Origin of the sequence: uncultured Microbacterium sp., from assembly GCF_963524805.1 — a bacterium.
Classification (GTDB): domain Bacteria; phylum Actinomycetota; class Actinomycetes; order Actinomycetales; family Microbacteriaceae; genus Microbacterium.
This window is the reverse complement of sequence record NZ_CAURGG010000006.1, coordinates 32,750-46,610: the sequence shown is the minus strand read 5'-3', so window position 1 is coordinate 46,610 and position 13,861 is coordinate 32,750. Positions and strand designations below refer to the sequence as shown.

At 68.4% G+C, this 13,861-nt stretch carries 12 protein-coding genes; 7 read left to right on the top strand and 5 right to left on the bottom strand.

What is annotated here, in order from left to right:
* Nucleotides 1-30: 30 nt before the first annotated feature.
* The 5 genes from RWQ91_RS12255 to RWQ91_RS12235 form a co-directional block, all read right to left on the bottom strand.
* Complete coding sequence (locus RWQ91_RS12255) at nucleotides 31-1,323, bottom strand: ABC transporter permease (RefSeq protein WP_399546383.1); 1,293 nt, start codon at nucleotides 1,321-1,323, stop codon at nucleotides 31-33.
* Complete coding sequence (locus tag RWQ91_RS12250; RefSeq protein ID WP_314506394.1) at nucleotides 1,320-2,624, bottom strand: ABC transporter permease; 1,305 nt, start codon at nucleotides 2,622-2,624, stop codon at nucleotides 1,320-1,322. The genes RWQ91_RS12255 and RWQ91_RS12250 overlap by 4 nt, the downstream gene beginning before the upstream one ends.
* Nucleotides 2,621-4,156 carry an ABC transporter ATP-binding protein gene (locus tag RWQ91_RS12245; RefSeq protein ID WP_314506392.1) on the bottom strand — a complete coding sequence of 512 codons (1,536 nt, stop codon included), beginning with the start codon at nucleotides 4,154-4,156 and terminating at the stop codon, nucleotides 2,621-2,623. Before RWQ91_RS12245 ends, RWQ91_RS12250 begins: the two co-directional genes overlap by 4 nt.
* Nucleotides 4,157-4,247: 91 nt before the next feature.
* Nucleotides 4,248-5,357 carry a BMP family ABC transporter substrate-binding protein gene (locus RWQ91_RS12240; RefSeq protein ID WP_314506389.1) on the bottom strand — a complete coding sequence of 370 codons (1,110 nt, stop codon included), beginning with the start codon at nucleotides 5,355-5,357 and terminating at the stop codon, nucleotides 4,248-4,250.
* A gap of 184 nt (nucleotides 5,358-5,541) precedes the next feature.
* Nucleotides 5,542-6,657, bottom strand: a complete 1,116-nt coding sequence (locus RWQ91_RS12235; RefSeq protein ID WP_314506386.1) for a mannose-1-phosphate guanylyltransferase — start codon at nucleotides 6,655-6,657, stop codon at nucleotides 5,542-5,544.
* 198 nt (nucleotides 6,658-6,855) lie between these two features.
* Between RWQ91_RS12235 and sdhC the strand changes: the two genes are divergently transcribed.
* The 7 genes from sdhC to RWQ91_RS12200 are packed head-to-tail and all read left to right on the top strand — an operon-like array spanning nucleotide 6,856 to nucleotide 13,828.
* A complete protein-coding gene (gene sdhC / locus RWQ91_RS12230) occupies nucleotides 6,856-7,278 on the top strand; it encodes a succinate dehydrogenase, cytochrome b556 subunit (RefSeq protein ID WP_314506384.1) in 423 nt (140 codons plus the stop codon).
* Entirely contained in the window at nucleotides 7,278-7,727 is a 450-nt protein-coding gene (locus RWQ91_RS12225) for a succinate dehydrogenase hydrophobic membrane anchor subunit (protein ID WP_314506383.1), read from the top strand. Before sdhC ends, RWQ91_RS12225 begins: the two co-directional genes overlap by 1 nt.
* Nucleotides 7,728-7,767: 40 nt before the next feature.
* A complete protein-coding gene (gene sdhA / locus RWQ91_RS12220; protein ID WP_314506380.1) occupies nucleotides 7,768-9,594 on the top strand; it encodes a succinate dehydrogenase flavoprotein subunit in 1,827 nt (608 codons plus the stop codon).
* A 5-nt stretch (nucleotides 9,595-9,599) separates the two neighbouring features.
* On the top strand, nucleotides 9,600-10,391 hold the full coding sequence (locus RWQ91_RS12215) for a succinate dehydrogenase iron-sulfur subunit (protein ID WP_314506607.1): 792 nt from the start codon (nucleotides 9,600-9,602) through the stop codon (nucleotides 10,389-10,391).
* A gap of 19 nt (nucleotides 10,392-10,410) precedes the next feature.
* A complete protein-coding gene (locus RWQ91_RS12210; protein WP_314506378.1) occupies nucleotides 10,411-11,646 on the top strand; it encodes an MFS transporter in 1,236 nt (411 codons plus the stop codon).
* A 9-nt stretch (nucleotides 11,647-11,655) separates the two neighbouring features.
* A complete protein-coding gene (locus RWQ91_RS12205; protein ID WP_314506376.1) occupies nucleotides 11,656-12,969 on the top strand; it encodes a YihY/virulence factor BrkB family protein in 1,314 nt (437 codons plus the stop codon).
* A 10-nt stretch (nucleotides 12,970-12,979) separates the two neighbouring features.
* The gene (locus RWQ91_RS12200) at nucleotides 12,980-13,828 is read left to right on the top strand and encodes an exodeoxyribonuclease III (RefSeq protein WP_314506375.1); all 849 of its coding nucleotides are present in this window, start codon (nucleotides 12,980-12,982) and stop codon (nucleotides 13,826-13,828) included.
* Nucleotides 13,829-13,861 lie beyond the last annotated feature (33 nt).

The following is a 13,861-nucleotide window of genomic DNA, read 5'->3' as shown; positions in this document are numbered from 1 at the left end:
GCCGGTCGCCCGGCGGGGCGACGACGGTCGTCATCCCTTGATGTACGGCAGACCGTCGGCGGCGGGTGCGCGCGACCGGCCGACGACTCCGGCGACGACGAAGATCGTCACGAGGTACGGCAGCATGAGCATGAACTCGCTCGGCACCGGCGAGCCGATCACGCTGAGCGTGTTCTGCAGGCTCGAGGCGAACCCGAACAGGAGCGCGGCGAGCGTCGCCTTGAACGGGTCCCACTGACCGAAGATCACGGCGGCGAGCGCGATGAAGCCCGCTCCCGCGGTCATCTCCTTGTTGAAGGCGATGCCGTTGCCGATCGTGAACACCGTCCCGCCGAGCCCCGCGATCGCACCGGCGAGCAGCACGTTCCAGAACCGGGTCGCGTTGACCTTGATGCCCACCGTGTCGGCGGCCTGCGGGTGCTCCCCGACGGCGCGCAGGCGCAGACCCCAGCGCGTGCGGAACATGCCGAACCACACCAGGGCCACCGCGATGTACATGAGGTACACGATGATCGTCTGCCGGAACAGCACCGGACCGATCACCGGGATCTCGCTGAGGATCGGGATGGGGATGCGATCGAAGCGCGGCGGGGAGTTCAGCAGCGCCTGATTGGGCTGCAGCACCTGGGAGTAGAAGAAGCTGGTCAGGCCGATCACCAGCACGTTCAGCACGACGCCGACGATCACCTGGTCGACGAGGTACCTGATCGCGAATGCCGCCAGCACGAACGCCACCAGCACCCCGGCGAACATCGCGGCGACCAGTCCGAGGAGGGGCTGACCGGTCAGGCTGGAGACCACTGCGGCGCTGAACGCGCCCGCCAGCAGCTGGCCCTCGATCGCGATGTTGACCACACCCGCTCGCTCGCCGATCACACCGGCGAGCGCCCCGTAGATGAGCGGGATCGCCAGCGCCACCGCGCCGGCGAGCAGCCCCGCCACCGGGATGGTCGCGCCTGCTGCCGCCCAGGTCAGGAACCCGACGATCGCGATGATGATGTACGCCGCGATGAGCCAGAGGGGCGTCTTGCGGAAGCCGCGCACCAGGATCGCGGAGAAGACCGTCAGCAGTACGAGCAGGCCGAACACGACCCAGGTCGTCACCGCGACCGGCAGCACGATCTCCGGCAGCTGCAGCACGTCCGACTGCGTCGAGATGCGGAACGTCGTCACTCCCGTGCGGGGCACGGCGAGAATCAGCAGCGCGTACAGCACCGTGAAGACAGCCAGCGCGATCGGCGCCTTCCAGCTGCGCACATCGGCCTTCGCCGGAGCGTCGGCGATCGCCCCGCCGGCCGGACTCGAGGACTGGACCAGGGTCACTTCGCCACCGCCCCTGCTTCTGCCTTGAGCTGCTTCTGACGGGCCTTCTCGCGACGACGCTGGTCGCGCTCGGGCGAGGGCAGGAAGAAGATCGTGCGCACGAGCGGTGGCGCGGCGATGAACAGCACGATGAGCGCCTGCACGACGGTGATGATCTCGATCGGCACGCCCTCGGCCGCCTGCATCGAGAACCCGCCCGCTTTGAAGGCGCCGAACAGGATGCCGGCCGCGAACGTCCCCCACGGGGTCGAGCGTCCGAGCAGGGCGACCGTGATCGCGTCGAAGCCGATCCCCGCGTCGATGTCCGCCGAGAATCCGGTGGTGATCGTCCCCAGCACCTGGTTCACGCCCGCCAGGCCGACCAGGGCACCGGCGATCAGCATCCCGACGATGTACATGCTCTGCACGTTGATGCCCGCCACGCGCGCTGCGTGCGGGTTCTCGCCGACGGCCCGGAACTTGAAGCCCAGGCTGGAGCGGCTGAGGATCCACCACACGACGATCGTGGCGATGAGCACGAGGATGAATCCGAAGTGCAGGTTGTACTGCGGTCCGAACAGTTCCGGGAACACCGCGGTGTCCTTCATGGGAGGTGTCTTGGGGTTGCTCGAGCCCGGTGCCTGCAGCAGACCCGGAGTGCGCAGCATCCACGAGACGAGGTAGAACGCGATGAAGTTCAGCATGATCGTCACGATCACCTCGTGCGCCCCGGTCCACGCCTTGAGCGCACCGGCGATGCCGGCCCAGATGGCCCCCGCTGCGAGTCCTGCGATCAGCGCGACGATCATGTGGATGCCCCACGGCAGATCGAGCGAGAACGCCACCCAGCCGGCTGCGGCCGAGGCCATCAGCATCTGGCCGCGACCGCCGATGTTGAACATTCCGATGCGGAACGCGAGCGCGACGCCCAGGCCGGCGGCGATCAGCGGCGTGGCGAAGGTCAGCGTCTCGGTGAGGGGGCGGATGCCGCGCGCGAACGTCGGCGCCCCGAAGTTGTAGATCGAGCCCTGGAACAGCGCGATGTACGCGCCCGAGACCGACTGCCAGACCGCGACGATCGTGTCCTGCGGGCGGGCGAAGAAGTACTTCGACGCCGTCTGCACGCCTTCATCGGTGAAGGCGATCATGATGCCGCCGACGATCAGCGCGAGCAGCACCGCCAGCACCGAGATGATGGCGTTGCCCTGCGTGATCCGCAGGAACGTGTCGTGCCACTTCGAGGGCATCGGCGGCGGCGTCTGCTCGAGGGGGCCTGCTCCGGGGGCGGTGATGTTCGTGCCGCCGGTCAGTTGCTCGCTCACGCGGCGACCCCCCTGTCGTCGGTCGGCGCCTCGGTCGGGACTTCGCCCGCCATCATGAGGCCGAGCACCCCGCGGGGCGTGTTGCCGGGCACGATCCCGATGATCCGGCCGCGGTACATCACGATGATCCGGTCGGCCAGGGCGGTCACCTCGTCCAGTTCGGTCGAGACGACGATGACCGGGATGCCGGCATCCCGCGTTTCGACGATGCGCTTGTGGATGAACTCGATCGAGCCCACATCGACGCCGCGGGTGGGCTGCGCGGCGACCAGGAGCGACAGCTCCCTGCTGAGCTCGCGCGCCAGGACCACCTTCTGCTGGTTGCCGCCGGAGAGCGTGCCGACCGGAGCCTCGATGCCGGGACCGCGGACGTCGAACTCCTTGAACTTCTGCTCGGCGAACTCGGAGATGTAGCCGAGGCGGAGGCTGCCCGCACGCACGAACGGCGGACCGTTCGTTCGGTCGAGCACGAGGTTCTCGGCGATCGTCATCTTGCCGACCAGTCCGTGCTCCTGGCGGTCCTCGGGGACGAAGCCGACGCCCTCGTCGAGGATGCGGCGCACGCTCGCCCCGACCAGCTGCTCGCCGCCGAGGAGGACGGACCCCTGCACGCGGTGCTCAAGGCCCACCAGAGCCTCGGTGAGCTCGGTCTGGCCGTTGCCCTGCACGCCGGCGATCGCGACGATCTCCCCCGCGTGCACGTCGAAGCTCACGTCGTTGACGACGATCTGATCCTTCGCGTCGATCACGGTGAGTCCCTCGACCACGAGCGCCTTCTCACCGAGCTGCGGTGCGCCCTTGTGGACGGTCAGCTCGACCGCGCGTCCGACCATGAGCTCGGCGAGCTCGGCGTTGGTGGCGCCGGGCGAGGCCTCGCCCACGACCTTGCCGAGCCGGATGACGGTGATGCGGTCGGCCACCTCGCGCACTTCGCGCAGCTTGTGGGTGATGAACACGATCGAGGTGCCCGACTCCTTGAGCTGGCGCATGATGCCCATCAGCTCGTCGGTCTCCTGGGGGGTCAGCACCGCGGTGGGCTCGTCGAAGACGAGGACCCGCGCATCGCGGGAGAGCGCCTTGATGATCTCGACGCGCTGCTGGACGCCGACCGGCAGGTCCTCGACGAGGGCATCGGGATCGACGTCGAACCCGAAGCGCGCCGAGATCTCGCGGACGCGCTCGCGCGCGGTCGCGAGGTCCAGGATGCCGCCGGCCTTGGTGGCCTCGTGCCCGAGCATCACGTTCTCGGCGACCGTGAAGACGGGGATCAGCATGAAGTGCTGGTGCACCATGCCGATGCCGGCGCGCATCGCATCGCCGGGTCCTTGGAAGTTCTGGACGACATCGTCCAGCAGGATCACCCCGTCGTCCGCGCGATAGAGGCCGTAGAGGACGTTCATCAGGGTCGACTTGCCGGCGCCGTTCTCACCGAGGAGACAGTGGATCTCTCCGGGCTGCACGACCAGGTCGATGTGGTCGTTCGCGACGAGGGTGCCGAACCGCTTGGTGATCCCGCGGAGTTCGAGCTTCATGCTCCAGATCCTAGTAAGTGGGCGCGCCCGGGCGCGCGGGGAGACGCGAACGGGGAGGCTGGTCGCCCAGCCTCCCCGTCGCGAAGCGGGATCAGCCCGCGAGGTAGGACTCGACGGGGATCGATCCGTCGATGATGCCGGCCTGGATCGTGTCCAGCTCGGCCTGCAGGTCGGGCGAGACCTTCGACTCGAAGTCGTGGAACGGGGCCAGCGCCACGCCCTCGTTCTCGAGCGTGCCGATGAACGGCGTGTTGTCGAAGTCACCCGTGCCGGCGGAGAGGACCGCCTCCTGGACACCCACGTCGATCGCCTTGCGGATCGAGGTCAGCAGCAGGTCGGCGACCGACGGGTCGGTCTCGTACACGTCGGCGTCCACACCGAGCAGTGCGATCTCACGGCCGGAGTCGCGGATCACCGATGCGGCGCTCTGGTAGATCGGGCCGCCGACGGGCAGCAGCACGTCCACGCCCTGGTCGACGAGACCCTGCGCCGCGTTGATCGCGTCCTGGTTGGCGGCGAAGCCACCGGTGAAGACGCCATCCTGCGCAGCGCGGTCCCAGCCGAGAACCTGGACCGTGTCGCCCTTCTCGGAGTTCCAGTAGTCCACCCCCTGCGCGAAGCCGTCCATGAAGATCGAGACGGTCGGGAAGTTCATTCCGCCGAACGTGCCGACCTTCTTGGCCTGCGAGTACGACGCCGAGGCGTAGCCGGCGAGGAACGCCGCCTGCGAGGTGTCGAAGATGATGGGCTTGATGTTCTCGGCATCCGTCGTGCCGTCGAAGTCGTTGTCCACCACGTCGTCGATCGAGACGAACTCGATGTCGGGGTTGGCGGTGGCGGCTTCACCCGCGGCGGAGGCCAGCGCGAAGCCGACCGTGATGATCAGCGTGCAGTTCTGGTCGACCAGGCTGGTGATGTTCGGCGCGAAGTCGGCCTCCGAATCGGACTGGACGGCGACGTACTCGACGCCCAGCTCTTCGGCGGCGGCCTCGAGGCCTTCGAATCCCAGCTGGTTGAACGACTTGTCGTCGAATCCGCCGGCGTCGGAGACCATGCACGGCTTGAAGCCGTCGATGGCGCCGCCCGCTGCTGCGGATTCGCTGGTGGTCGGCTCGGGTGCCGACCCGCAGCCGGCAAGGGCTACGAGCAGTCCGGCGGCGGCAACGACACCGACGAACTTCTTAGTGGTGGAGATTGTCAACTCACGCCTCCATAAAAGGTGCCCCGCGGACTTCGCGGGCGACTTTACGAAGTTACCCAGTGTGACGGCGCGCTTGCATACCGGAACGGCCGCTGGGCGGGAATGGTTACAAAGACGCAACACGGCCGATACCGGATGCCGCTGCCCGTGCGACCGGGACCCACCCGCGTCGCGCGCGAAGGGATCAGAGGACGTCGCCGCGGCCGGTGAGCTTGAGGGCGTCCACGACGCCCTTCACCCGCTGCGCGTGCTCGCTCGTTGTCACCAGCAGCGCATCCTCGGTGTCGACGACGACGATGTCCTTGACGCCGATCAGGCTGATCACACGACGCGTCTGACTCACGACGATACCGCTGGAGGCGTCGGAGAGCACGCGTGCGTTCTCGCCGAGGATGGCGAGGTCATTGCCCCGCCCATGAGAGTTGAGCTTGGCCAGACTCGCGAAGTCGCCCACGTCATCCCAGTCGAAGTGGCCGGGGACGACGGCCAGGCGGCCCTTGTCGGCGGCCGGCTCGGCGACGGCGTAGTCGATGGCGATCTTCGTCAATCCCGGCCAGACGCGGTCGACGACCGGCCCGCGGGCCTCGCGATCGTCCCAGACCTCGGCGAGTTCGACCAGACCGGCGTGAAGCTCCGGCTGGTTCTCGGCGATCTCTGCGAGCAGCACGTCGGCGCGCGAGATGAACATGCCCGCGTTCCAGAGGTACGAACGGTCCATGACGTATTCGCGCGCGGTGTCCAGGTCCGGCTTCTCCACGAAGCGCTCGACGAATGCAGCCTCGGGCGCTCCGTCGACGACGATCTCGCCCGCCTTCTTGATGTATCCGAATCCGACCGCCGGCTCCGAGGGCTGGATCCCGATCGTGCAGATGTAGCCTTCGCGGGCGATCGCCACCGCCTGCTGCACGGCCCAGTCGAACTGGCGCACCTGGCGGATGACGTGATCGGCGGCGAAGGAGCCGATGATCACATCCGGCTCGCGCCTGACCAGGATCGCGGCGGCCAGTCCGATCGCTGCCGCAGAGTCACGGGGCTCGGATTCGAGGATGACGTTGTGGTCGGCGATGCCGGGCAGCTCCCGCTCGACGGCCGCGCGGTGTGCGCGCCCCGTGACGACCGCGATGCGGTCCGGTCCGGACAGCGATTCCAGGCGATCCCAGGTGTCGCGCAGCAGGGAGTGGCCGGAGCCGGTGAGATCGTGCAGGAACTTGGGCGCGTCGGCGCGGGACAGCGGCCAGAGCCGGCTGCCGATGCCGCCGGCGGGGATGACCGCATAGAAGTCCGTGATGGGCTCAGGCATGCCGCCAGCGTAGCCGGGGCGGTCGTCACGCAGGTTTCGCCGATGTGTCGGGCGCGTGCCGCGAACTCTCTCGACATCGAGACAGTTCGGCCCGGGCGCCCGTCGCCCGCAGCGGCGGAGCGGTCATAGGATGGGAAAGCGTCAGCGCAAGGTCCGCGCCGGCCCCAGACGACCTCGCACCGAGCAGGGAGGACGACCGTGTCCATAGGCACACGCCCCATACCTTCGGTATCCGAGACCACCTCCAAGGTTCCGCGCGGAACGCTGTACCGCGGGCGCGAGGGCATGTGGTCCTGGGTGCTGCACCGCATCACCGGTGTCGCGATCTTCTTCTTCCTGCTGGTGCACGTGCTCGACACCGCGCTGATCCGGGTCTCGCCCGAGGCGTACAACGCGGTCATCGGCACGTACAAGAACCCGCTCATGGCGCTGGGCGAAGTGGTCCTGGTGGCCGCGATCGCCTATCACGCCTACAACGGCCTGCGCATCATCGCGGTCGACATGTGGCCGTGGGCCACGCGTCACCAGCGCCAGCTGTGGTGGGGCGTTCTGGGCATCTGGGCCGTCACGATGGCCGGCTTCGCGCCCCGGCACCTCATGCTCGCGTTCGGAGGCGAATGATGACCGCCATCGCCGATCCCCGCACCCCTCAGACCGCCGTCCGCCGATCGGGTCCGAACCTCGAGAAGTGGGGCTGGATCTACATGCGGGTCTCGGGCGTGTTCCTGGTGATCCTGATCTTCGGCCACCTGTTCGTGAACCTGATGGTCGGCGAGGGCATCTCGGGCATCGACTTCGCCTTCGTCGCAGGCAAGTACGCCTCTCCGTTCTGGCAGTGGTGGGACGTGCTGATGCTGTGGCTGGCTCTCATCCACGGCGCCAACGGCATGCGCACGATCACGAACGACTACGTCACGCACGCGAAGGTGCGTCGCGTCCTCGTCTGGGCGATCGCGCTGTCCGCCGGTCTGCTGATCCTGCTCGGCACCCTCGTCGTCTTCACCTTCGACCCCTGCATCGGCTTCGACGCCGACACGGCCTCTTCCCTGATCACCGAGCTGTGCTCGTAGCACTCCCGAGATCTGACTCCAGGACGGAAACCACCTCGCAGTGAGCACCCAGACCGAAGGCTCCGTCGTCCGCGACGGCGTCCACTACCACCAGTTCGACATCGTGATCGTCGGCGCCGGCGGCGCCGGGATGCGCGCGGCGATCGAAGCGGGTCCGGGCGCGAAGACCGCCGTCATCTCCAAGCTGTACCCCACCCGCTCGCACACCGGCGCGGCGCAGGGCGGCATGGCGGCGGCCCTGGCGAACGTCGAAGAGGACTCGTGGGAGTGGCACACCTTCGACACCGTCAAGGGCGGCGATTACCTCGTCGATCAGGATGCCGCCGAGATCCTCGCGAAGGAGGCGATCGACGCGGTCATCGACCTCGAGAACATGGGCCTGCCGTTCAACCGCACCCCCGAGGGCAAGATCGACCAGCGCCGCTTCGGCGGCCACACGGCCGATCACGGCAAGACCCCCGTCCGTCGCGCGTGCTACGCCGCCGACCGCACGGGTCACATGATCCTGCAGACGCTGTTCCAGAACTGCGTCAAGCTCGGGATCAACTTCTTCAATGAGTTCTACGTGCTCGACCTCATCACGGTGAAGGCCGAGGACGGCAGCACGCAGGTCGCGGGCGTGGTCGCATACGAGCTGGCCACGGGCGACCTGCACGTCTTCCAGTCCAAGGCCGTGATCTTCGCGACCGGCGGATTCGGGAAGATCTACAAGACGACCTCCAACGCCCACACGCTCACCGGCGACGGCGTGGGCATCGTCTGGCGCAAGGGGCTGCCGCTGGAGGACATGGAGTTCTTCCAGTTCCACCCGACCGGACTGGCCGGTCTCGGCATCCTGCTCACCGAAGGCGCCCGCGGCGAGGGGGCGATCCTGCGCAACGTGTCGGGTGAGCGCTTCATGGAGCGCTACGCCCCCACGATCAAGGACCTCGCTCCGCGCGACATCATCTCGCGCTGCATGCAGCAGGAGGTCGCTGAGGGCCGAGGCGCGGGGCCCGCGCGCGACTACGTGCTGCTGGACTGCACGCACCTCGGAGCCGAGGTGCTCGAGACCAAGCTGCCCGACATCACCGAGTTCGCGCGCACCTACCTCGGGGTCGACCCCGTCGTCGAGCCCGTGCCCGTCATGCCCACCGCGCACTACGCGATGGGCGGCATCCCCACCAACAACGACGCGCAGGTGCTCTCGAACAACACCACCGTCGTTCCGGGCCTCTACGCCGCCGGCGAATGCGCGTGCGTCTCGGTGCACGGCTCCAACCGCCTCGGCACGAACTCGCTGCTGGATATCAACGTCTTCGGCAAGCGCTCGGGCAAGCACGCCGTGCAGTACGTGCAGACCGCCGAGTTCGTGCCGCTCCCCGAGGACCCGGCCGCAGAGGTGCGGGGGCTCATCGAGGGCCTGCGGGCAGGCAACGGCACCGAGCGGATCGCGGTGCTGCGCAAGAAGCTGCAGGACGAGATGGACAAGTACGCCCAGGTGTTCCGCACCGACGAGTCCCTCGGCCGCGTGCTGGAGGTCATCGAAGAACTGCGCGAGCGCTTCAAGAACATCCACGTCGACGACAAGGGCAAGCGCTACAACACCGACCTGCTGGAGGCCGTCGAGCTCGGCTTCCTGCTCGACATCGCCGAGGTCGTCGTGGTGAGCGCGCGCAACCGCAAGGAGAGCCGCGGCGGGCACATGCGCGACGATTACCCCACGCGGGACGACGAGAAGTACATGAAGCACACGATGGCCTACCTGTCGGGGGATGCCGGTTCGTCCCACTCCGACGACCACATCCGCCTCGACTGGAAGCCCGTCGTCTTCACGAAGGACGAGGCCGGGCAGTTGCGCTACCCGCCGTTGGAGAGGAAGTACTAGAGATGATGTCCACTCTGGTGGAGACGACCGAGGTCGTCACCGATGCTCCGGACCAGATCGAGCAGGCGCCGGCCGAGACCGGCATCCAGTCCTTCCTGGTCACCTTCATCATCCGAAGGTTCGATCCCGAGGTGGATGAGGAACCCCGCTGGGTCGACTACGACGTCGAGCTGTATTCGACAGACCGCGTGCTGGATGCCCTCCACAAGATCAAGTGGGAGGTCGACGGCTCGCTGACCTTCCGCCGGTCGTGCGCGCACGGCATCTGCGGGTCCGACGCGATGCGCATCAACGGCCGGAACCGGCTCGCGTGCAAGACCCTCATCAAGGACCTCGACATCTCGCAGCCGATCTACGTCGAGGCCATCAAGGGTCTGCCGCTGGAGAAGGATCTGGTCGTGGACATGGAGCCGTTCTTCGCCTCCTACCGCGAGGTGCAGCCCTTCCTGATCGCCAATTCGACGCCCGAGAAGGGCAAGGAGCGCATCCAGTCGATCGTCGACCGTGAGATCTTCGACGACACGACCAAGTGCATCCTCTGCGCGGCATGCACCTCGTCGTGCCCCGTGTTCTGGACGGACGGGCAGTACTTCGGCCCGGCGGCGATCGTGAACGCGCACCGCTTCATCTTCGACTCGCGCGACGACGCGGGCGATGTGCGCCTGGACATCCTCAATGACAAGGAGGGGGTGTGGCGCTGCCGCACCACCTTCAACTGCACCGAGGCCTGCCCTCGCGGCATCGAGGTCACGAAGGCCATCGCCGAGGTGAAGCAGGCGGTCCTGCGCGGGCGGTAGCCGCGAGTATGCTCCGATCGTGAGCATCCCTGTACCCGTCATCCGCTCTCGGATCGCCGTCACGGCCGCCTATGCGGCGCAGGGTCTGGGCTACGCGGTCGTGGTCACGTCGTTGCCGGTGTTCAAGGATCGGCAGGGCATCGATGATGTCGGCGTCTCGCTGATCGTGCTGCTGGTGTGCGTGACCGCTGCGCTGGGATCGGTCAAGGCCGACATCCTGGCGAAGTGGCGGGGCAGCCGGGTGGCCCTGGTCGTGGGGCTGGGTCTCGAGGTGATGGCCCTTCTGCTGATCGTGGTGTCCGTCCTGGTTCCGGGGATGCCCCTGTGGGTGTTCATCGCGGCTTTCGGCCTGTACGGACTGGGGCTGGGCGGAGTGGATGCCGGTGGTGCGATGCAGGGCGTCCTGGTGCAGCGCCGCTACGGCCGAGACATCATGGGCGGCTACTTCGCGGCATACACGGCCGCTGCGATCGCGGGCGCCCTGGCGGTGGCAGGGTCGTCGGCCGCCGGAGTCGCCGTGCTCCTGCCGCTGTCACTCGCGGCGGCGGTCGCGCTGATCGTCGCCGTGTTCGGCCTGGGCGCGTTCGACCCGGCGCGGGCGGCCATTCCGGTCGGCGGGCGGGCGCGGTCTCCGCTCCCCCGGCGCGGGATCTGGCTGTTCGGTTTCGTGATCCTCGCCGCCTTCACGGTCGATTCCGCGGTGAGCACCTGGAGCACCGTGTACCTGCAGGACGACCTGCTCGCCGTCGCCGCCCTCGCGCCGCTCGGGTACGCCGCCTACCAGGCGGCCATCCTGATCACCCGGCTGGCGACCGACCGCGCATCGGGACGCTTCGGACGCGCGCGGGTCGTTCTGGCGGCGACGGCGACCTCGATCATCGGCTGCGTCGTGGTCGCACTGCTTCCCTTCCCCGCGGCGGCGATCGTGGGCTTCGCGCTCGCCGGCGTGGCCGTCGGGGCCGTGGTGCCGCTCGCCTTCACCTCCGCCGGGGGTCTCGCTCCTGCACGCAGCGACGAGATCATCGCCCGGGTCAATCTGTTCAACTACGCCGGCGCGGTCCTGGGCGCGGTGCTGCTGGGCCTGCTCGCCGACGCACCCGGCCTGGGCATCGCCTTCCTGCTTCCGGCCGTGCTGCTGGTCCCGGTCCTGTTCATCGCCCGCCGCTTCCGCCCGCCGGTCGCCGCGGACGCGGCGCTGTCGTCCGAGTCCCGTTCACCCCACGAGGCTGACGCCGCGGCATCCGCCGATCGTTAGCCTGTGACAGTGAGTCCGAAGAGCGCGCGCAGCGACAGCCACCTCAGCGCCGCTGCCGCAGCGGCGGACGCCGTGCGCGAGGAGGAGACCCTCCGCGAGCGCTGGGAGGCGACGCAGGAGTCGTTCCGGGAGCGCTTCGACGAGCCCATCCAGCGGGCGACGAAGCTCACGAAGACCACGATGGGCTGGTTTCCGATCCGGGTCTGGCGGCACTTCCTGATCAACAACGGATTCCTGCTGGGTGCGGGAATCAGCTATCAGGCGCTGTTCGCCATCTTCGCGGCCATCTACGTCGCGTTCGCGATCACGGGGCTCTGGCTCGGCGGCAACGTCGATGCCGTGAACGCGATGATCGCCCTGATCAACAGCTACATCCCGGGTCTGATCAGCGACACGGGCGGCGTCGTCACGCCGGCCCAGGTGCAGGAGATCGCCTCGAGCACGACCGGAGTGCTGGGCGTGACGGGCATCATCGCGCTGGGCACCGTCATCTGGACGGCCATCGGGTGGGTCACCTACTCCCGACGCGGGGTGCGCGACATCTTCGACATCCCCCCCGACCGGCGCAGCTATGTCCTGCTGAAGGCGCGCGACCTGATCGCCGCGATCATCTTCGGCCTGGCGCTGATCGTCGGTGCGATCCTCACCTCGATCAGCTCCTGGGCACTGACCTGGCTCCTGTCCCTCTTCGGGATCGACCTCGCTCCGGGAATGGTCGACGTGAGCATCCGGATCGGGTCGGTCGTCGTGTCGTTCGCGCTGAACTCCGCGGCGCTGGCGGCGCTGTTCCGTTTCCTGACCGGCACCCAGCTGCGCTGGCGGGTGATCTGGCCGGGGGCACTGCTGGGCGGAGCCGCCCTCACGGTGCTGCAGTTCGGTGCGGGCCTGCTGCTGAGCTACACCCCGTCCAATCCCCTGCTGGCGACGTTCGCGATCTTCGTCGGACTGCTGCTGTGGTTCAAGATCAGCGGGATCGTCATGCTCGTGGCGGCCGCCTGGATCGCCGTCGCCACGAAGGACAAGGACATCCCGATCCTCGCGCCGACCGAGGCCGAACGCATCGCCGCCGAGCACCAGGCGCTGCTCGTGGCGGCCAACGTGCGACTGCGCACGGCGCGCGAGGCGCGCGCGGCCGCGCCGTGGTATCGCGCATGGAGAGCCGACTTCGCGGTGCGCGAGGCCGAGCAGGAGCTGGAGGCGGTCGAGCAGTCCGCCCCGGCTCTTCCGTCGCCCGAGAAGCTCGCCGCCCGCCATGCCAAGCGCGTCGCGAAGGGCGAAGCGGCGGCTCCCGCTGCCGAGGCCGACGTCGGAGACCATCGCTAGTCTGGAACGCGTGCCCCACCGCATCCGCCTCGCCTCGATCAACGTCAACGGCATCCGGGCGGCGGTGCGCAACGGGATGGGCGCCTGGCTCGAGGACGCCGACGTCGACATCATCACCCTGCAGGAGGTGCGGGCGACTGCGTCCGATCTGGCACTGGCGCTGCCGGGGTGGCACCTCGTGAACGACGAGGCTGCCGCGAAGGGCCGGGCCGGCGTCGCGGTCGCCAGTCGCATCGAGCCGGCCGCGGTGCGGGCAGGGCTCGGTGACGGCACGGTGGACCTGACCGGGCGATGGATCGAAGCGGACTTCGAGCTCGGCGGCGAGCAGCTCACGGTCGTGAGCGCGTACGTGCCGACGGGCGAGGCCAACACCCCCCGGCAGGACGTCAAGTGGCTGTTCCTCGACGAGATGGCGGTGCGGATGGCTCAGCTCGGCGCCACCACCCCGTTCGCGGTCGTGACGGGCGACCTGAACGTCGGGCACCGCGAGCTGGACATCCGCAATTGGAAGGGCAACGTCAAGAGCGCCGGCTTCCTCCCCCGCGAGCGCGCGTACTTCGACCGGTTCCTCGGCGAAGCCGGCAGCCGCGTCGCCGCCGTCGACGGCTCGGTCGGTCTCGGGCTGGGCTGGGTGGATGTCGGCCGCCGCTTCCACGGCGACGTCGACGGGCCGTACACGTGGTGGTCCAGCCGCGGCAAGGCCTTCGACAACGACACCGGCTGGCGGATCGACTATCAGCTGATCACCCGCGCCCTGTCCGAGCGGGTGACCGACTACCGCGTCGTACGCGCGCCCTCCTGGGACACCCGGTGGAGCGATCACGCGCCGGTCATCGTGGACTACCAGCTCGGGTCCTGACCGCTTCCGGCCGCACAGGGAGCGGCATCCATC